Origin of the sequence: Pseudomonas nunensis, from assembly GCF_024296925.1 — a bacterium.
GTDB classification, from domain to species: Bacteria; Pseudomonadota; Gammaproteobacteria; order Pseudomonadales; family Pseudomonadaceae; genus Aquipseudomonas; species Aquipseudomonas nunensis.
The window spans coordinates 5,402,655-5,422,218 of sequence record NZ_CP101125.1 but is presented as its reverse complement, the minus strand read 5'-3'; the positions used below and the strand labels follow the sequence as shown (position 1 = coordinate 5,422,218).

The following is a 19,564-nucleotide window of genomic DNA, read 5'->3' as shown; positions in this document are numbered from 1 at the left end:
ATGGAATCAGCCCAGGCTCGACTCATGTCGCAGCTTGTCACCCGCCGGGTTGACCGCCTCGCGCAGGAAACCGAAACCGGTGCGACGGTCGAGCCGGAACAGGGTGTTGGTGACGTAGACGTCTTCGCGCACACCGACCACTTCCACCACTTCGCTGACACAGCGCCGGCCATCCGGCATGCGTGTCAGTTGAATGATCACGTCGAGCGCGGCGCAGATCATCTGCCGTAGCGTGCGTTCCGCCACCGCGCGCCCGGTCAGGCCGACCAGGGTTTCCAGGCGCAGCAACGCGTCCTGGGCATTGTTGGCGTGCACGGTGCTCATCGAGCCGTCGTGGCCGGTGTTCATCGCGGTCAGTACGTCGAGCACTTCGACGCCGCGAATCTCGCCGAGGATAATGCGGTCCGGGCGCATCCGCAGGGCGTTGCGAATCAGGTCGCTGGCCTTCACTTCTCCGTGGCCCTCGGCATTCGGCGGCCGGGTTTCCAGGCGCACGACGTGCGGGTGGCCGAGTTGCAATTCGGCCACGTCTTCGATGGTCACCAGCCGTTCGTGGGGGTTGATCAGTTGACTGAGGATATTCAGCAGCGTGGTTTTACCGGTGCCGGTGCCGCCGCTGATCAGGATGTTGCAGCGCTTGCCGACGGCGTTCTGAAAGAATTCGAAAATCGATTGGTCGATGGTTTGCATCGCTACCAGGTCGCTGCTTTTGAGCATGTCCTTGCGAAACTTTCGAATCGACAAACACGGACCATCCAGCGCAATCGGCGGGATGATCGCGTTGACCCGGCTGCCATCCGGCATGCGTGCATCGACCATCGGCGAGGACTCGTCGAGCCGCCGCCCCAACGGCGCGAGGATGCGTTGCATGACACGCTCCACATGGTGTGCATCGATAAATCGCAGGTCGCTCTGGTGCAGTACACCGTCGCGTTCGATGAACACTCGGTGCGGGCCGTTGACCAGGATTTCCGTGACCGCCGGATCGCGCAGCAAGACTTCCAGCGGACCGAAACCGGTGAGCTCGTCGACGATTTCCTCGGCCAGCCGCTCCATTTCATAACGGGAAATCGCCAGGTGCAGGCGCGCGATGTACTCGGCGGCTTTGTCGGTGACGAACTGCGACAGCAGTTGCCGCGAACCTTCCAGCAAGTTTTTCCCGGACTCTTCGATGGCATCGATGATGTAGCGATGCAGCACCAGTTTCAGGCCTTCATGGTCGGTGTTGCCGGCGGTGCTGCGCTGGGGCGCACCGAAGAGTTTTTCGCTGCTCATTGCGCGCCCCTCAAACGGTCGAACCAACCGGCCTTGGGTTTGGCCAGGCCTTCGGAGCGCTTGGCCAGACGTTCGCCGAGGGTCCGCAGGCTTTGTGTAAGTTTCTCCCGCGGCGCCAGTTCGAACAGGGTGACGCCTTGATTTTTCGCGTTCAGGCGCACTTCCGGGCTGTAGGCCAGCACCGCGATGACTTCCAGGTTGAAGGTCTTGCCGAGGGTGTCCGAGTCCGGGGCGATATGGCCCAGGTAGCGATCGATCAACAGCCGTCCGTGATCGAGTTTCATGCCTTTTTCTCGCCACAGGTTGAGCACCGCCAGGTTGCGGCGGCAGTCGAGAACATTCTGGTCGCTGTACCACAGCAACTTGTCGCAGTGGCTGACAAACGTGCGCAGCGCTTCGCTGTCCGGTTGGCCAGTAAGGTTCACCACGATGTGCTGGAAGTGTTGGCGCAAGGCGCTGAGCAGCATGTACAGCTCGGCGGCGCTGGTGCTTTCCAGCGGCGCGTCATTGCTGGCGTAGGCGAGGATTCGCAGGCCGGCTTCAGCGCTGGTGAAGGCGCTGTCGATCAGCGTCGCATCGAGGCGGCGCAAGTGGCGTAAGGCGTCGCCGAAGTGAAACGAACTCTCCAGCCCCAGCAATGCCAGGCTGTCGCCACGGGGCAGGCCAAGGTCCAGCAACAAGGTTTGCTGCCCGCTCTTTTGCACCACCAGCGCCAGGTGATTGGCCAACAGTGCGCCGTCGCCATTGCTCTGGGTTCCATACAACACAGTGAGGCCGCCCAGTTGCGTATTCGGCGTCACGGGCGGCAGGCGTTTGCTCAGGCGCCGCACCAGCCCGGCGACTTCGCTGGAACGCGAACCATAGGCGACGAAATCCCGCGCCCCGGCGCGCATGGCGTTGAGCACCAATTGGTTGTCCATGCCGTCGCCGAGGGCGACGATGGCCAGCATCGGCTTGGCTTCCAACGCACCTTCGATCAGTGCGCTCTGGGCCACCACGTGTTCGCGGTCAAGGCCGACGAACACCAGGCTGGCGAAGGTCACGTCCACCAGAGCTAGCAATTCATCGAGGCTGCCACCACCGGCGCTGACCACCTGACCGAGAGGAGCAAGGGCGCCTTGCAGCCATTCCAGGTCGGTGCTGTTGCGGGTGATGGCGAGAAAGGTCTGGCTCAGGCTCTGGCTCATTGCGACAGTCCGCTGCGTTTGTCGAAGTTGCCGTTTTCCAGGAAGAACATGCGATAGAAATTCGGGTCGTAGTTGCGCAGTTTTTCCCCCGGCAACGACGGCAGTTGCGCGTCAGCGGCCAAGGGTTGAACCAGATGCGGGGTGACGATCATCAGCAACTCCCGTTCTTCGCGATTGATCTGAGAACTGCGGAAAAACGCCCCCAGCACCGGGATGTCGCCCAGCCCCGGAAACTTGTTCACCTGAGAACTGTTGGTGGTGCTGATCAAGCCGCTGATGACGAAGCTTTCACCGTCGGCCAGGGAAATACTGGTGTCGGTGCGGCGGATGGTCAGGGCCGGAACCGTAGTGCCGGCGATGTTCACCGCGTTGCTGAAGTCCAGTTCGCTGACCTCCGGCGCGACTTTCAGGGCGATGCGATTGCGGCCGATGATGGTCGGCGTCAGGGTCAGGCGAATGCCGAACTCCTTGTATTCGATAGACACGTTATCGCTGCCGGCACTCGGCACCGGAATCGGGATTTCGCCGCCCGCGAGGAAGCTTGCGCTCTGTCCGCTGAGTGCCACCAGGCTCGGCCGCGCCAGGGTGTAGGCGAAGCCGCTGCCCTCCAGCGCGTTGATGATCATCATGGTTTTGCCGCCAATCCAGGAGAAGTTGAACAGGCTGTTATCCACCGGCAGCCTGGGCGTCGGCACGCCGTCGATGGGCGGCAAGGTGCCGGGAGAGCCGAACAGGAAGTTGCCGCGAGTGCCGATCAACGACGCGGTGGCTTCCTTGAGTTTGGTGCGGCTGACTTCGACGAAACGGATATCGGTTTGTACCTGCGACGGCAGCGACGGGTCATCCGACGGCAGCAACGCGTCGCCGGTCAGGGCAGCCGTGGCGCGGCCCTGGACGAACACCATGCTCTGGCGCGGTTCGCTGGCGCAGGCGGTCCAGATCATCAGGCTGGTGGCGCCAGGGGCGATGCCGGTCAATAGAAACGAGCTGCTGCCATTGGGATGCACGTCGGCAATTTTCGGATCGCCGATGGCCAGGCGCGTGATTGCCACTGGCGATTGCAGGTCCTGTTGCAGGCCTTCGCCGATCTCGATCACCGGCGGCAAACGCCCCAGCGCGGCGCAATTGCCGGTCACCGCGTAGGCGTTTTCCAGGGGCAGTGCCAGCAGCATCAAAGCCCAGAGCGCGGGTTTGATTATCGGCATGGAACGACTCTGCATGCAGCGGCATCCTTGATCAGTCATGGGGTTTGTTGCGTCAGCTGATTGCCGCGAATCACTTCGATGGCGGGACGCGTCGAGCCGCCGTGGCCGCCAATGGCCGGACTTTTCGGTGCCGCGCCGAGGGCCAGTTGAGTGAACTGGAAGAGCTGGCTGTTGGCGCTGTCGAGCTTGCCCGTCGCTTGGTTTTCGCCGGCCCAGTACTTGGCCAGGCGCTGCTCTTCACTGCTGCGCACCGCCAGGCGCAAGGTGCCGACCTGGGTCGCCAGCATCAACCGGCTCAAGAGTTGTTCGGGCACCGCGAGCACCACGGTGCGCGCGGCGATGCGGCGTTGGTCCTGTTTTAGTTTGTCGTCGGCGCTGAGGGCCGGTGAGGCCGATTGGCCGTCGTTGGTCAGGCCGTATTGCTCGCCCACACCGAGCACGCGCATCGCGGGCACGACGATCTGCGCCGACTGCTGCAAGTTGCTGGTGTCCTGGCGCAGAAACAGCAACACATCGACGTAATCCCCTGGTACCAGTTGCCCGGCGGCGCCGATCACTTCGTCCACTGCCACGGCGAGGGCGCGTTCATTGCTGCGAATCATCCGCGCCAGGGTGCCGCCAGCTTCGAAGCTGTCATCGCTGAGCCAGGTGCCGGCGCTGAGGTGGCGCCAGGGTGTGCGGCCGATGGCCTGGTCGATGTTATTCAGGCTGCCGGCGGGCGGGTTGCGAAGTTTCTCCACGCTCAGGTCGGCGGCGGTCAACGGGGTGAACGGCGGCACGTCGTGCGTAAGTACGACCACCGGTTGACGGGTCTGGTCTTCGGCGGCGGCAACGGTTTTTTCCACGCTCACGGCGGCGATCGGTGGGGCGACAGGCGCAGCGACGGGAACCGGCTGACGGCTGAGCACCAAGCCCCAATAACCGACAAAAATCGCCCCGAGCAAAAGCAAGCCGGCAAGGCCTATGGTGACGCGGCTGTTCATGACGGCTCTCCCTTTCCCGCTGCTCTCACAATCCGCATTCCTGACGGGTCGCTCTCGCAATCAGGCAGCTATGAACATGCAACTATTTCGCTATTTCCACGCTAGTCGATCTAAAGCAAAACGCCATTACGGGCTTGAAAATATCTGTACAAAGTACTGAGAATTGGCCAATTAACCGCTGATTTTCGACTGAGGGCTGCGACTCATACTTTGTGATTAATCCGTTGTTACAGTTGTTGGTCGCAGGTTTGTTGGCAATGCTCTGATGGCACAGTGGAACCCTGTCGCAGTACCGTTTCGTCGGCGCCAGAGGCGCGAAGGAGTAGACGTATGATTCTCGAATATCTGTTGCTCAGAGCCCGGTTGTTCTTCAAAAGTACTGAAGGTGCATCGGCGATCGAGTACGCGATTGTGGTGGCCATGGTGGCGGTGGTGGTCGTGGTGTTTGTGTCGCCGGTCAGTACCAAGGTCCTGAACATCTTCAACGCGGTTCTGACATCGCTGGGTGGTACGGCGGTCGTCAAACCTGTGGTGCCTTAGTCGAGGTTCTGGATTGATGTTGACTGAGTGCCTGCGGCACAAAGGAGAATTCCATGCTCTTTGAATACCTGATGCTGCGGGCACGTCTGTTCCTGAAAAACACTGAAGCCGCATCGGCCATCGAATACGCGATTGTGGTGGCGATGGTCGCAGTTGTTGTCGTGGTGTTCATCACTCCGGTGGGCGCCAAGGTCCTGGCGATTTTCAACAGTGTGTTGGTGGCGTTGGGTGGAACGGCCCAGACCGCGCCGGTGCAAACCCCCTGACCACGGCGAACCTCGCAGTGGATGAATCACCCGCTACACTCGGTTCTACATTCAGTTCTCAGGTGCTGCCCATGAACGCTTCCTCGCCGCCGCGCCAACAGTTGCTTCTGGTTGACGACGAAGAGGACGCGTTGCTGGAGCTGGCGGAATTGCTGGAGGGCGAGGGCTTCAGTTGCTTTACGGCCACCTCGGTCAAGCTCGCCCTGCATCACCTGACGCGCAACCCGGATATCGCCCTGGTCATCACGGACCTGCGCATGCCGGAGGAGAGCGGCATGTCGCTGATCAAGCGCCTGCGCGAACACACCTCACGCCAGCATCTGCCGGTGATCGTCACGTCCGGGCATGCGGACATGGAAGACGTCAGCGACATGCTGCGCTTGCAGGTGCTCGACCTGTTTCGCAAACCCATCTACCACGTGCGGTTGTTGGAGACGTTGAACAATCTGTTTCCGCAGCCAGTGGTAATGGGTGGGTAATTCCCCGGCTGATGTGTTGACCGACACAGCGCTTTCGCGAGCAGGCTCGCTCCCACACTGTTTGGCGTCGGGCACAATTATCGTGCACACCAAATTTCCCCTGTGGGAGCGGGCTTGCTCGCGAAGGCGGTGTGCCAGTCGACGATGATGTCGAAGCTGAAGACCAATTCGCGAGCAAGCCCGCTCCCACAGGAGAATGCGATCAACTGTGGGAGCGAGCCTGCTCGCGAAGGCGTCCTGACCGCCACCACCCCCCTACAACTGATAACTGAAACTGATGCTATAACGCGGCCGTCGGTTGAACGTGTCCAGCGCTTCATCCGACATCGGCTTGGCCGCTTCCAGCGCGACGTTGTAGTACTTCGCATCGCCAAACCTCAGCCCCAGCGCCGCCGACGACAAGTTGTTGCCTTGCACCGGCAATTGGTTGAACCAGGTCTTGGAGCGGTCCAGCACCACATACGGTTGCAGCACCCGCACCCAATTGCCGTCGCGGTTGAAGCTGTAGTTCACCTCATACGCCACACCCCAACCCTTGTCGCCGGACGCCTGATCGTCGGGGTAACCGCGGCCGAAATTCTGCCCACCGAACACCGCGCGTTCGCTGTCGGGCAGGGTGTCGTCGCTCCAGTACAGCGCGCCCGAGAGCACGCCTTGCCAGTTGTCGAAGAACTTGTCGCTCTGCACGCCCGATAGACGCAGGCGCAAGAAATTCAGGTCAACGTCGGCATTGGTTTTCGCCCCCATGCTGTCGAGGCCCTGATACACGCCACCACTGAGAATCCGTAGTTGCCGGGCATCGGCCTGGCGCCAGTCACTCTCGAAGGCGAGGGCGCGGATGTCGGTGCGGATTTCCACGCTGCGAGGGTCGTCGACCACGTCGTAGCGGGTTTTGTCGTTGACCGCATACAGCCGCGCACCGGCGCTGAGTTGTTCGGTCGGCGAGGCGATCAGCGGATGGCTGAAGCCGATGGAGTAGCGATCATTCTCCCGGTGCGGCTTGAGCTCCAGGCCGTTGTCGAGCAATACGTTGGTGCCAGGATCGGCGCGGTAGCGTGAGGCGGACAAGCTCAGCTGCGTGCCTTCGGCGTTGAGGAATTGGCTGTAGTCCAGGCGATAGTAATGCTCATCATCGTGTCCCGGCGGAAACAACCCGCTGAGGCTTAACTGTTCGCCCATCGCAGTCTGGGAATTGCTGCTGACACCGAGCAGGGCCTGGGTGCTGTTGCGGTTGTCTTCGGTGGTGCTCAGGCTGCTGGTGAAAGGTTTGCGACTGGCTTGCACCGCCAGGTACGCCGCGCCGTCAGTGGTGCCCGGCGGCGGCACTTGTGCTTGCACGGTCACGCCGGGGATACGGGTCATCAACGTGGTGTAGCGCTCGAAGGTCTTGCGGGTCAGCGGTCGTTCGGCCTGGAGCTTGGCCACCAGTTTATCCAGCAGGCCCTTGACCCGTCCGAGGTCGCCCTGCACTTGGTAATCCTTGATGTAGCCTTCCACCAACACCACCCGCGCCACGCCTTGACTGAAATCCTGTTGGGGCAGGAAGGCGTAGGACAGCAAGTAGCCGTCCTGCTGATAACGGCGGGTGATGCCGCGGGTGGCTTCGATCCACTCGGCGACGCTGGTTTCATGGCCGACCAGCGGTTGATAAAGCGTCGCCAGTTCGTTGAGCGGGTAAAGCGTCCCGCCCTCGATCTGCACGGTCTTGATCGTGATCTTGGTGCCCATCGTCAACGGTTGGGCCTGGGGCGCACCGGGCTCCGGCACTTGCAGCGGCGCAGCTTTCGGGCGGTAGGCGTCGGCGGGCAGGTTCGGCGCGGGGAGATTGCGGATGGTTTCGTTACTGTTGAGGAAGGTGGGAAGGGTGTCGGCGAAAGCGAAAGTACTGACGGTCAGGCACAGCAGGGAAGCCATAACGCGCATAGGACACTCCATGGTCATATCGCAACATCCCGAGGTTCGTCAGCTGACTGAACCGGAACCCAGAGGTGTCATGCTCCAAAAGAAAAAGCGGAAGACTCGATTCGAATCTTCCGCCTCCAACCAAGCGTAGGCGCTGTAGGTAAGGCCGTCGAATCGGCCAGGTGCAATTCAGCGTTTGTTGCCGGTCAGGCCGCCCAGCAAGCCACCAATTCCGCCGGTTGTGCCGGTGCCGGAAGTGCCGCCGCCGGTTGCGCCGGTGACCAATCCACCGACCGCGCCAACCGTGGCGCCGACAGTCGTGACGGTGTTGCCGACCGCTGCCACCACCGGGTTGGGCGCGGCGGCGGCAATGCTGCTGCCGACGTTGCCGACCGCACCGCCAACCTGAGCGACCAGACCGTTGACCGGTGCACCGAGGCCGGTGGCGGTGCCCACTTGTTGAGTGACGGTGGTGACGGCGCTGGTGACTGGATTCAATGCCGTACCGACGGCGCCACCGACACTCGCAAGAGGTGCGGTCGGGGTCAGGTTGGGCGCGCTCGAGCCACCCAATGCACCGCCTACCGAAGCCACTGTGCCGCCGACCGCGCCGAGGTTCACACCGCCGGCACTGACGACCGGGTTGGTGTTGCCGGCATTCAAACCAGCGCCGACATTCGCTACGGCGCCGCCGACGGTTTGCAGCAATCCGGTGGTGCCGAGGCCGCCCGCACCGGCGCCAGGAGCCGCCACCAAGCCGCCGGCTGCACCAGCGGTGGTCGCTACATTGGTCAGCGCTGCGCCTAAGGTGTTGGTCAACGGGTTACCGTCGCCGGCCGCCGTCACTTTGCCGCCCAGACCGCCGACGGCACCGGCGACGTTGCTGACCAGGCCGTTGACTGGAGCGCCCAGGCCGGTTGCGCTGCCGACTTTGCCGGTCAGGCCCTCGGTCAGCGTGACCACTGGCACCAAGACCTTGTTGCCGAGGCCGTTGCTGAGTGATCCCAAAGGCCCGGTGCTAGTGGCGACGTTCAAGGTATCGCCGAGCATGGTGACTTTTTCGCCGACACCACCGAGTACCGGGGTGACTTTGCTGACCACACCGCCCACCAGTGGAATGCTGCCGGTGGCGGTCGCCAGTTTGCCGCTGATATCGGTCACGCCGGTGCCGGCATCGGACACGACGTTGCCAACGATGGCGGTGGTTTTGGTGACGGCTTGAGGGTCGGTGCCGATTTTGCCCAGGCCCCCAGTCAGCCCGCCGCCGATACTGTCCACGACATTGCCGGTGGTGTTGACGGCGCTTTGTACAACGCCTCCTACGACAGGCACTGTCGATAAAGAATTGCCGATGCCGCTGACACCGTCACCCACGCCGCTGACGGTTTTGCCCAGGTCGGAAACCACGGTGCTGGTGACCAGCGGAGTGACGGGTGTGCCGCCGGTTCCTCCAGTTCCTCCAGTTCCACCTGTGCCGCCAGTACCGCCAGTACCGCCAGTTCCACCGCCGGTGCCGCCCGTGCCTCCGGTGCCAGCAGTGCCGCCTGTCCCACCTGTCCCGCCGCCGGTGCCGCCGGTGCCGCCGGTGCCGCCCGTTCCGGCCGTTCCGGCCGTGCCACCGGTTCCGCCGGTACCTGCGGTGCCACCTGTGCCCCCCGTGCCATCGGTGCCACCTGTTCCGGCAGTCCCACCCGTACCGCCGCCGGTGCCGTCAGTGCTTCCGGTCCCGGCTGTACCACCACCCGAGCCGTCAGTCCCACCGCTTGCGGAACCGCCGCTGCCGGCGCCCGCCGCACCTGCCGCACCGTCGGAAGAACCGCCGGAAGTACTGTGATGGCCACCACCGCCGCTGCTGCAACCCGCGAGGCCGAGAGAAAGGATCAACGCCAAAGCTGTTGCCGACTTGCACCACACTGGAGTTTTCATGAGAGAGATTCCTTGCACCTGTTACAACGTTCGTTGTCTTCGATGGCCTGCCGATCTTTCGCCGGCAATGCCTTCGTCCGTTGTGTGCATCACAATCCAGGGGGCGCTTTCGTACCATTCTCAAGTTGGTATTAACCCCTTTATGCAGGGGCGTGCGGATGCAGCCTAAGGACTAATGCCTTGGGTGTAAGTCGGGTGGTTTGCTTGAAGTAAATTCGTTTTAAATCAATGACGCGGGTTTTTAGCGAGGCAAGAGCGGGCGGGAAGGACACTTAAGATATATACACAATTAATCATGTTTTTCTGCGGTCAATATTCCTCGGCTGCTCCTGTTGTACCGCGTCATCGTTCTTCGCGAGCAAGCCCGCTCCCACAGGATGAACACAAATATCGTGTTCACCCTGTGGGAGCGGGCTTGCTCGCGAAGACGGACTGGCAGACTCCAAAGAACTACCTGCCGAAAAACTCAGGCAACAGGCCGCCAATGCCCCACCATATGCTCCAGCTCCCCGGCACCGACCAGTTGCAGGTCGCCACTGGACGCCGCCGCACTGGCCAGCAACGTCACCTCACTGGGCAAACGCACTGGCTTGCGAAACTGCACCGAAATCTCGATGTTCGCCGTCGGCAGATGATCCGCCAACGCCGCCAGCGTTCGCGCCTTGTTCCACAATCCGTGGGCAATCGCCGTAGGAAAACCGAATATCTTGGCGCTCGCCGCGCTCAGGTGAATCGGGTTGTAATCCCCGGACACCTTGGCGTATTGCCGGCCAATGTCCGCCGGGGCTTTCCAGCGTGTCACTTCCGTCAGAGCCAGCGTCGGTGCCAAAACCTCTTCAATCGGCTCGCCTTCGAGTTTGACCCCGCGACACAACATCTGGCTTTGCGCTTCCCACAGCGTACCCAACTGATCATCCAGGGTCGTGATCAAATCGAACGTCGCGCCCTTGGCATGCGGTTGCAGGTTCTGCACCTGCACGCTGACGCGCGCGCGATGCACACCGCCCATGGGCCGCAGCACGCGAATGCGATTGCTCAAGTGAATCAGCCCCAGCAACGGGAACGGAAACTCTTCGGACGTCAGCAACTGCATCTGCAAGGCAAACGCCAAGACATGTGGATACGTCGGCGGCAGCAACCCGTTATCGGCAAAACCACAGACCTTGCGATAATCCGCCAGGCGTTTCGGATCGACATCAAGCCAGCAATGCAAACCCGTATCCGGCAGGGTCGTACCGGTGATTTTTCGACGCAGGGCTGCCCGCGCATACAATCCGGGCAGGCTCGGTTCGCGGTTGAGTGTGTGCCAGTCAATAATCATCGCTACGCCCCCAAGACACTTTGCCCACAGACCCGCAATGCCTGCCCGGTGAACGCGCCGGTGCCCGGTTGCGCCAGCCACGCCACCGCTTCGGCGACGTCTTGCGGCAAGCCGCCTTGGCCGAGGGAACTCATGCGGCGCCCGGCTTCGCGCAGGCCGAACGGAATGTGCGCGGTCATCTGGGTTTCGATAAACCCCGGCGCCACTGCGTTGATACTGATGCCGCGCTCATGCAGCAGCGGTGCCCAGGCCTGAGCCAAACCGATCAACCCGGCCTTGCTCGCGGCGTAGTTGGTTTGCCCACGATTGCCGGCGATGCCGCTGATGGAGGCCAGCAGAATCACCCGGCCGTTGTCGCGCAGGGTGCCGGCATCGAGCAAGGCTTTGGTCAGCACTTGAGGTGCATTGAGATTGACCGCCAGCACCGCATCCCAGAATTCCGGGGTCATGTTGGCCAGGGTTTTATCCCGGGTGATGCCGGCGTTGTGGACCACAATGTCGATGCCGTCGGGCAGGTGTTCGATCAACTGTGCGGCGGCGTCTTCGGCGCAGATATCCAGGGTGATGCTCTGCCCGCCGAGGCGTGCGGCGAGGGCTTCGAGATCTGCCTTGGCCGGTGGCACGTCGAGCAGGATGACCTCGGCGCCGTCACGCGCCAGGGTTTCGGCGATGGACGCACCGATGCCACGTGCCGCGCCAGTCACGAGCGCTTTGCGCCCGGATAACGGACGCGTCCAGTCCTGCACCGGCGTATCGCACGCGACCAGGCGAATCACTTGCCCGGACACGAAAGCGCTTTTGGGCGAGAGGAAAAACCGCAGTGGTCCTTCAAGCTGATCCTCGGCGCCGTCGCCGACATAAATCAATTGCAACGTGCCGCCGCTGCGCAGTTCTTTGGCCAGCGAACGGCTGAAACCTTCGAGGGCACGCTGGACACTGGAGGCGATCGGATCGCTGAGGCTTTCCGGTGCTTGTCCCAGGATCACCACGTGCGCACTGCTATCGAGGTTTTTCATCAGTGGCTGGAAAAACTCGCGCAGTTGTTTGAGCTGATCGGTCTGCACCAAGTGACTGGCGTCAAACACCACTGCCTTGAGTTTCGGGCCATGCCCGGGAATCCACGCGGTGGCCAGGGACGGTTCGGTGCCGTAGCTGTAGATCGCATCGGTCAGTCGATTGGCGAATACGCTGACATTTTCCGCCAGTGGTCCGCCGCCAATCAGCAGTGCCCCTTCGACCGGTCGCAGGCGTCCGGCCTGCCAGCGTTCCAGACGCACCGGCGACGGCAGGCCCAAGGCCCCGACCAGACGGTGGCCGATGGACGAATTGGCGAAGTCGATATAACGGTCTGACATGGAACGCTCTCCGGCAGCTGGGGTTCAAAGTGTGGACCACGAATGGCGATCAGTCGTTCGATCCATGAGATTAGGCCTACGCTTGAACACAGGTGATTGATGTGTAGCAGGTCTTTCAGGAAAACACTGACTCTGTGGGAGCGGGCTTGCTCGCGAAGGGGCCAGCACATTCAACATCTTTGTTGACTGACCCACCGCTTTCGCGAGCAAGCCCGCTCCCACAGGGGATCGCATTCACAAATAATTTTTAAGGAGCTTTTCATGACCCAGCTGCGCCGCGTCGCGATCATTGGTGGTAACCGTATCCCTTTCGCCCGCTCCAACGGGCCGTACGCCACCGCCAGTAACCAGGCGATGCTCACCGCAGCGCTCGAAGGCTTGATCGAACGCTTCAACCTGCACGGTCTGCGCATGGGCGAAGTGGCGGCGGGGGCGGTGCTCAAGCATTCCCGGGATTTCAACCTGACCCGCGAATGCGTGCTCGGCTCGCGGCTGTCGCCGACCACCCCGGCCTACGATATCCAGCAAGCCTGCGGCACCGGCCTTGAAGCCGCGTTGCTGGTGGCGAATAAAATTGCCTTGGGTCAGATCGAGTGCGGCATTGCCGGCGGCGTCGACACCACTTCCGATGCGCCAATCGGCATTAACGAAGGCCTGCGCAGAATCCTCCTGCAAGCCAACCGCGCCAAGACCACCGGCGACAAACTGAAAACCTTCCTGCAACTGCGCCCCGGTCACCTGATCCCCGAATTCCCGCGCAACGGCGAACCGCGCACCGGCCTGTCCATGGGCCAACACTGCGAATTGATGGCCCAGACCTGGAACATCCCTCGCGCCGAGCAGGATCAACTGGCCCTCGAAAGCCATCAGAAACTCGCCGCGTCCTACGCCGAAGGCTGGCATAACGACCTGATGACGCCGTTCCTCGGCCTGACCCGCGACAACAACCTGCGCCCGGACCTGACTCTGGAAAAACTTGCCTCGCTCAAACCAGCGTTCGAGAAAAGCGCCAAGGGCACCATGACCGCCGGCAACTCCACACCGCTCACCGATGGCGCGTCGCTGGTGTTGCTGGGCAGTGAAGAGTGGGCCAAGGAACGCGGCTTGCCGATCCTCGCCTATTTGCGCGATGGCGAAGCGGCGGCGGTGGATTTCGTCAACGGCGCCGAAGGGCTGCTGATGGCGCCGGTGTATGCCGTGCCGCGCTTGCTCGCCCGCAACGGCCTGACCTTGCAGGACTTCGACTACTACGAAATCCACGAAGCTTTCGCCGCGCAAGTGCTGTGCACGCTGAAGGCCTGGGAAGATCCCGAATATTGCAAAACCCGCCTCGGCCTCGACGCGCCGCTGGGCTCCATTGATCGCAGCCGACTCAACGTAAAGGGCAGTTCGTTGGCGGCTGGGCATCCGTTTGCCGCGACCGGTGGACGAATCGTCGCCAACCTGGCGAAGTTGCTGGATGCGGCGGGCAAGGGGCGAGGGCTGATCTCGATTTGCGCGGCGGGTGGCCAGGGCGTCACGGCCATCATCGAACGCTGATCCCTGCACAATCCCCCCTGTGGGAGATTCTATGTTGCAGGGCAACCCTGTAACTTCAAGCCGGTCGGTATTCGCTCTGATTTTTCATCAGGGCAAATGCCACCCGGCAGAGTTTCCGGGCAAGGGCTACCAAGGCTTGGGTTTTTGAGAAGCCTCTTGCCAAATACGCCTCGTAAAACGGCTTCCATTTAGCCGAACGGCAGGCCGCCATGGCTGCGTTGTAAGCCAGCCGGCGTACTTCCGGATCCCCTTTTTTGGTCAGATACCGGGGCCCGTTTTTCTTCCCGGAGTCATCGACCGTAAGGTCCATCCCCAGAAACGCGATAAACGCATCACCATTGGCAAAATCACCGCGCATAAAGGTCGTCGCCAACCCAGTGGCGGTCAGTTCGCCAACCCCTTCGATGGCTTTGCAACGGTCGATATTGTCGTCAATACCTGCCTCTTTGCTGACCTTGCGCAGCAGTTTCTGAATGGCCTGATCCGCTTGCTTGAAGGCCTTTTGCTGGGCGGCCTGCACTTTCTTCAGTAAGGGCTCATTGGCCCAGCTCAGCATCAGACCAGCGTGGTTCTGGATCAGCGTCGCACGCCTGTGGAGCAGGCTTTTCAGCGAAGTGTAGGCCTTGGGTGGCGGGCTCCAGATCCGCAGCCCGTCTTGTTCATTCGTCAAATAGCGCGCCAGCAGACGAGCATCGCAGGGATCGTTCTTGGCTCGCTGACCGATACCACGGCGATAGTTGCTCACCCGATAAGCGTCCACGACATAGACCTGATGGCCCATTGCATGAGCGAGCTCGACGGTGTCCAGGTGATAGATGTTGGTAGCTTCAACGGCGATAGCACTTTGCGCGGGCAGTGTTTTAAGCCAGCGTTTGAGGGCTGTTCGATCGTTTTTGATGGTGTCAGTGATTTGACGATCGGTACGATAAGCAACGATTTCAGCCTTGGCGATATCGATGCCAACCACGGTCTGCAAAGTAAGGATTGTCATGACGAATCCTCGGAGCTAGGGTTTAGGTGCTTGTCGGGGTTTACCCTTGCGCTGGCTTGCCTCTATCGTCGGTTTTACCGATGAATTCCTTATCGGCGCTTTGGGTAGAAGGGGCGGGATGAGAAGTCTCCCACGGTCTGTACTGGTCAGAGTCAGAATCGAGCTTTTAGTCCCGCCCACCCCTTCAAGTCTAAACATACAAGCGAGCTTGCTCGCGATAGCGGTGTGTCAGTCGACATAAATATTGCCTGATACACCGCCTTCGCGAGCAAGCCCGCTCCCACAAGGGGAATTGTGTTTGTCAGGGCGGACGAGTTGGCCTAACGTCGTGCTATCTGCCGTCCTGCGACACAAGGCCCGTCAATGACGTCCAACGGACAACTCTCCCTCGAACGCTCCATCCCAGCGCTGGCCGCTTTACCGCGCCCACTATTCGCCCGCGCCGAAAGCCTCAACGCCGGTTCATGGACACCGCCGCATCGCCACGACTGGGTGCAGTTTTCCTACGCCATCAGCGGCGTTCTCGGCGTGCACACCGCTGAGGGCAGTTTCTTCGCGCCACCGCAGTGGGGCATCTGGATTCCGGCCGATCTCGAACACCAAGTCGTCACCTCGATGCGCGCCGAGATGCGTAGCCTGTATGTGCGTCGCGAGGATTGCCAATGGGCGGACGGACGCTGTCGGGTGCTGGAAGTGACGCCGCTGGCCCGGGAGTTGATCAAGAGTTTTTGCTTGCTGCCAGTGGAGTATCCACAGGGTGACAGCCAGGAAGCGCGGCTGGTGAATGTGCTGCTGGATCAGTTGGCGAGTTTGCCCGAAGTTGAATTCTCGCTACCGCTGCCCCGGCATGAACGCTTGCTTGGGTTGTGCAACGAGCTGATCGAAAACCCTGAGCAGAACGTGACGTTGCAGGAATGGGCGGCTCGGTTGGGAACCTCGGAGAAAACCCTGATGCGGTTGTTTCAGCGTGAGACGGGGTTGAGCTTTCGCGGTTGGCGTCAGCGTGCGCGGCTGTTGTCATCGCTGAGTTTGCTGGAGGAGGGCGACAGCGTGACCAATGCGGCGCTGGCTTGCGGGTATGACTCGACGTCAGCGTTTATTGCGGCGTTCAAGGGGTTGTTCGGGTTTACCCCGGGGGAATTGTTTCGGCAGTGAGGCCGTCTTCGCGGGCAAGCCTCGCTCCTACAGTTAGACGCCGATCCCCTGTAGGAGCGAGGCTTGCCCGCGATTGGCCGCGAAGCGGCCACCGGGATTCTGGATCAGGTTCTAAACCGTCGAACCAACCCATCCAGCTCATTCGACAAACCAGCCAAACTCTGAGAATCCAGTCGTGCCGAGTTCGCCAGTTCCGCCACCAACTGCGCATCGCCATGAATCTGGCTGATGTGCCGATTGATGTCCTCAGCCACCTGATGCTGTTCTTCCGCCGCCGTCGCGATCTGCGTGTTCATGTCGCGAATCACATCCACCGACTCACGAATCTGCCCGAAACTGCTGCGCGCTTCGCCAATCCGGGTTACGGATTGCTGCGACACTTCCAGGCTCGCATGCATTTGCTGGGTCACTTGGCTGGTGCGCTTGGCCAGGTTGCCGAGCAAACCGTCGATTTCCGCCGTGGAATCGGCCGTGCGTTTGGCCAGGGCGCGGACTTCATCCGCCACCACCGCAAACCCGCGACCTTGCTCACCGGCCCGCGCTGCTTCAATCGCTGCGTTCAGTGCCAGCAGGTTGGTCTGTTCGGCAATCGAGCGAATGGTCCCCAGAATCGACTGAATGTCATTGCTGTCGCGTTCCAGTTGTTGCATCGACTGGGCCGATGATTCGATTTCCTGGCTCAAACGATCGACGCTGGTCACCGCGGCATCGATCTGCTGCTGACCTTCACGGGCCTGGCGCTGGCCACTGTCGGCCGACTCGGCGGCCTGGCTGCACGAGCGCGCGACTTCGTTGGCGGTGGCGACCATTTCGTGGAACGCCGTGGACACCATGTCCACCGCTTCACGCTGGCGCCCGGCGGCTTCGGCCATGTCGCTGGAGACGCGAGTCGAGCTCTGCGATGTAGCGAGGATTTTGTTCGCGGCGCCGCCGATGCTCTGGATCAGGTTGCGGATCGCCGCTAGGAACTGGTTGAACCAACTGGCCAGTTGCGCAGTTTCGTCGCTGCCACGGATTTCCAGATTCTTGGTCAGGTCGCCTTCGCCCTGGGCGATACCTTCCAGACCACTGGCCACGCTGCTGATCGGCCGCACGATGACGCGGGCGAAACTGGCGCCGACGATGGCGAAGAACACTGCCAGTACCGCAGCAATGCCTGCGATCAGCCAAGTCAGTTGGGTCGCCGAGCTCATCACGTCGGTTTGCTTGATCAGACCGATAAAGGTCCAGCCCAGTTGCTCCGACGGCCAGACGTTGGCCATGTAGCGCTCACCGTTCAGCTCTACTTCCACCAAGCCTTTGCCGGCCTTGGCCAGTTGCGCGTAGCCCTCGCCGAGGCTGCCCAGCGCCTTGAAGTTGTGCTCAGGTTGTTTCGGATCGACCAGCACGGTGCCGCTGTTTTCCAGCAGCATCAGGTAGCCGGTTTCACCGAGCTTGATCTGTTTGACGATTTCGGTGAGCTGCTTGAGCGTCACGTCGATACTGACCACGCCGCCGTTGGTGCCCAACTTGTTATCGATGGTGCGCACGGTGCTGACGTAGGACGCGTCGTCCTGGGCCCAGTAATAGGCCTCGGTGCGAAACGGCTTGCCGGGTTTGGCCTGCGCCGCTTTGTACCAGGGACGCTGGCGCGGGTCGTAGTTGTTCAGTTTCGCGTCGTCCGGCCAGGACACATAACCGCCGGCCGCGGTGCCGACGATCGCGTAGGCGTAGGACGGGTGGGTATTGCCCAGGTCCTGGAGGAGCGTGAAGACCTTTTTGTCCATCTCGCCCTGAGGAATGCTCTCGGCGTTGGCGGCCATGTAGGTCTTGAGGCTGTCGTCGGTGTTCTTGATCAACGGCTGGGACGCCAGGTAATCGACGTTCTGGCTGATGCCGTCGAAAAACAACTGCATGGCATTCGCGACCTGGCGGATCTCGCGACCACTGCCGTCGACGAAATTGTCCTTGGCATCGCTGCGCAAGTTCAACACGACCAGGGTGGCGACCAACACCACCGGCAAGCAGGCGATGATTGCAAACGCCCACGTCAACTTCTGTTTGATGTTCATCCGCGCTCCAGATTTTCTTGTAGGCCCACGCAGTGCAGATGACTCGCGGATTATTGGCAGCCGAAAACGGTATAGATCGACTCGTTTCCTTGAGGGCGGCATCGTCGTTTTAGTCGGAACGATTGTCGGACAAATCCTTTTCTCTCTCAGGACTTCGGCTGAAAAAACGGGAAATTGAGGACCGTTGAGAAAAAACCTACAAATAGAAGGAATACGGATGTCAGCTTCTGTCGTAAATGCCCTGTCATCCCTTCGCCAACAAGTGTCGGCGGCTCAGCTATGATCTCCACCGGTCGATGAACGGCGCAAAATTTGCCGCTTAAATTCGGCACATTGTGTGCATTGGCAATGTTCATAGGTCGGTAACCCCTCCCCGAGCTGCGAGGATTGCCGTATAACGAATGACTTTCGCGTGTTTGGTAATAAAGGACCCACAATAAAAGCTGATGAAGACTCCAAAACGCATTGAACCCCTGATCGAGGACGGTCTGGTCGACGAGGTGCTGCGCCCACTCATGAGTGGTAAAGAAGCAGCTGTTTATGTGGTGCGCTGCGGTAACGAGCTACGTTGCGCGAAGGTCTACAAGGAGGCGAATAAACGCAGTTTCCGGCAGGCGGCCGAGTATCAGGAAGGCCGCAAGGTGCGCAACAGCCGTCAGGCTCGGGCGATGGCCAAGGGTTCCAAGTTCGGCAAGAAAGAAACCGAGGACGCCTGGCAGAACGCCGAAGTGGCGGCCCTGTTTCGTCTGGCCGGCGCCGGTGTGCGGGTGCCCAAGCCGTATGACTTCCTCGAAGGCGTACTGCTGATGGAGCTGGTGGCCGATGAATACGGCGATGCCGCGCCGCGTCTGAACGACGTGGTGCTGGAACCGGACCAGGCCCGTGAATATCACGCGTTCCTGATTTCCCAGATCGTGCTGATGTTGTGTACCGGTCTGGTGCACGGTGACCTGTCTGAGTTCAACGTACTGTTGACCCCGACCGGCCCGGTCATCATCGACCTGCCCCAGGCAGTGGACGCGGCGGGTAACAACCACGCGTTCAGCATGCTGGAGCGGGACGTGGGCAACATGGCGTCCTATTTCGGGCGATTTGCGCCGGAGTTGAAAAAGACCAAGTACGCCAAGGAAATGTGGGCCCTGTACGAAGCCGGCACCTTGCACCCGGCCAGCGTGTTGACCGGTGAGTTCGATGAGCCGGAAGAGCTGGCCGATGTTGGCGGCGTCATCCGCGAAATCGAGGCGGCACGCCTGGACGAAGAGCGCAAGCAAGCGGTGCGCGCGGCAGATGATGCTCCACCGAGTAAAACCGAAGAACCGCCTCCGCCATGGATGCAGTGATCGGCTAAAAAAAGCCCGGCTTCGGCCGGGTTTTTTGCAGGCTCCGAAA

At 61.2% G+C, this 19,564-nt stretch carries 16 protein-coding genes and 2 pseudogenes; 6 read left to right on the top strand and 12 right to left on the bottom strand.

Annotated features, from left to right (window positions below; translation table 11 throughout):
- Positions 1–6 precede the first annotated feature (6 nt).
- From NK667_RS23895 to cpaB, 4 genes are read right to left on the bottom strand one after another with little or no spacing between them, the layout of a single operon-like run.
- Positions 7–1,275, bottom strand: a complete 1,269-nt coding sequence (locus NK667_RS23895) for a TadA family conjugal transfer-associated ATPase (protein WP_054043997.1) — start codon at positions 1,273–1,275, stop codon at positions 7–9.
- A complete protein-coding gene (locus NK667_RS23890; protein ID WP_054043996.1) occupies positions 1,272–2,462 on the bottom strand; it encodes a CpaE/TadZ family protein in 1,191 nt (396 codons plus the stop codon). The genes NK667_RS23895 and NK667_RS23890 overlap by 4 nt, the downstream gene beginning before the upstream one ends.
- Positions 2,459–3,682: a type II and III secretion system protein family protein gene (locus NK667_RS23885; RefSeq protein WP_054043995.1), complete on the bottom strand. Its 1,224-nt coding sequence runs from the start codon at positions 3,680–3,682 to the stop codon at positions 2,459–2,461. Before NK667_RS23885 ends, NK667_RS23890 begins: the two co-directional genes overlap by 4 nt.
- Positions 3,683–3,702: 20 nt before the next feature.
- Positions 3,703–4,650: a Flp pilus assembly protein CpaB gene (gene cpaB, locus NK667_RS23880; RefSeq protein ID WP_054616336.1), complete on the bottom strand. Its 948-nt coding sequence runs from the start codon at positions 4,648–4,650 to the stop codon at positions 3,703–3,705.
- Positions 4,651–4,980: 330 nt separating this feature from the next.
- Here cpaB and NK667_RS23875 point away from each other — a divergent pair, with 330 nt between their 5' ends.
- The 3 genes from NK667_RS23875 to NK667_RS23865 all read left to right on the top strand — a co-directional run bounded on the left by NK667_RS23875 (position 4,981) and on the right by NK667_RS23865 (position 5,935).
- The gene (locus NK667_RS23875) at positions 4,981–5,190 is read left to right on the top strand and encodes a Flp family type IVb pilin (RefSeq protein ID WP_054043993.1); all 210 of its coding nucleotides are present in this window, start codon (positions 4,981–4,983) and stop codon (positions 5,188–5,190) included.
- 53 nt (positions 5,191–5,243) lie between these two features.
- A complete protein-coding gene (locus tag NK667_RS23870; RefSeq protein WP_054043992.1) occupies positions 5,244–5,456 on the top strand; it encodes a Flp family type IVb pilin in 213 nt (70 codons plus the stop codon).
- A gap of 71 nt (positions 5,457–5,527) precedes the next feature.
- Positions 5,528–5,935 carry a response regulator gene (locus NK667_RS23865; protein WP_054616335.1) on the top strand — a complete coding sequence of 136 codons (408 nt, stop codon included), beginning with the start codon at positions 5,528–5,530 and terminating at the stop codon, positions 5,933–5,935.
- 255 nt (positions 5,936–6,190) lie between these two features.
- Here NK667_RS23865 and NK667_RS23860 read toward each other — a convergent pair whose 3' ends face one another.
- The 4 genes from NK667_RS23860 to NK667_RS23845 form a co-directional block, all read right to left on the bottom strand.
- Positions 6,191–7,858: a ShlB/FhaC/HecB family hemolysin secretion/activation protein gene (locus NK667_RS23860; RefSeq protein WP_054616334.1), complete on the bottom strand. Its 1,668-nt coding sequence runs from the start codon at positions 7,856–7,858 to the stop codon at positions 6,191–6,193.
- Between the two features lie 168 nt (positions 7,859–8,026).
- On the bottom strand, positions 8,027–9,763 hold the full coding sequence (locus NK667_RS23855) for a collagen-like triple helix repeat-containing protein (protein ID WP_054616333.1): 1,737 nt from the start codon (positions 9,761–9,763) through the stop codon (positions 8,027–8,029).
- A 466-nt stretch (positions 9,764–10,229) separates the two neighbouring features.
- On the bottom strand, positions 10,230–11,084 hold the full coding sequence (locus NK667_RS23850) for a MaoC family dehydratase (protein ID WP_054616332.1): 855 nt from the start codon (positions 11,082–11,084) through the stop codon (positions 10,230–10,232).
- Positions 11,085–11,086: 2 nt separating this feature from the next.
- A complete protein-coding gene (locus tag NK667_RS23845) occupies positions 11,087–12,439 on the bottom strand; it encodes a 3-oxoacyl-ACP reductase (protein ID WP_054616331.1) in 1,353 nt (450 codons plus the stop codon).
- Positions 12,440–12,700: 261 nt separating this feature from the next.
- Here NK667_RS23845 and NK667_RS23840 point away from each other — a divergent pair, with 261 nt between their 5' ends.
- Positions 12,701–13,978, top strand: a complete 1,278-nt coding sequence (locus tag NK667_RS23840; RefSeq protein WP_054616330.1) for an acetyl-CoA C-acetyltransferase — start codon at positions 12,701–12,703, stop codon at positions 13,976–13,978.
- Positions 13,979–14,007: 29 nt separating this feature from the next.
- Here the strand turns inward: NK667_RS23840 and NK667_RS23835 are convergent.
- Positions 14,008–14,969: pseudogene (locus NK667_RS23835) on the bottom strand (IS110 family transposase).
- A 363-nt stretch (positions 14,970–15,332) separates the two neighbouring features.
- On the opposite strand from NK667_RS23835, the gene NK667_RS23830 reads away from it, so the two are divergent.
- Positions 15,333–16,124 (top strand): AraC family transcriptional regulator, encoded by a 792-nt coding sequence (locus NK667_RS23830; protein ID WP_054616329.1) that lies wholly within the window; start codon positions 15,333–15,335, stop codon positions 16,122–16,124.
- Positions 16,125–16,228: 104 nt separating this feature from the next.
- Here NK667_RS23830 and NK667_RS32885 read toward each other — a convergent pair whose 3' ends face one another.
- The 3 genes and pseudogenes from NK667_RS32885 to NK667_RS23820 form a co-directional block, all read right to left on the bottom strand.
- Complete coding sequence (locus tag NK667_RS32885; RefSeq protein ID WP_401329489.1) at positions 16,229–16,957, bottom strand: methyl-accepting chemotaxis protein; 729 nt, start codon at positions 16,955–16,957, stop codon at positions 16,229–16,231.
- 129 nt (positions 16,958–17,086) lie between these two features.
- Positions 17,087–18,175, bottom strand: a pseudogene (locus NK667_RS32880) (cache domain-containing protein); the annotation flags it as partial.
- Between the two features lie 146 nt (positions 18,176–18,321).
- Positions 18,322–18,531 (bottom strand): hypothetical protein, encoded by a 210-nt coding sequence (locus tag NK667_RS23820; protein ID WP_152981071.1) that lies wholly within the window; start codon positions 18,529–18,531, stop codon positions 18,322–18,324.
- A gap of 90 nt (positions 18,532–18,621) precedes the next feature.
- On the opposite strand from NK667_RS23820, the gene NK667_RS23815 reads away from it, so the two are divergent.
- On the top strand, positions 18,622–19,515 hold the full coding sequence (locus NK667_RS23815; protein ID WP_054616327.1) for a PA4780 family RIO1-like protein kinase: 894 nt from the start codon (positions 18,622–18,624) through the stop codon (positions 19,513–19,515).
- The last annotated feature ends 49 nt before the right edge of the window (positions 19,516–19,564 follow it).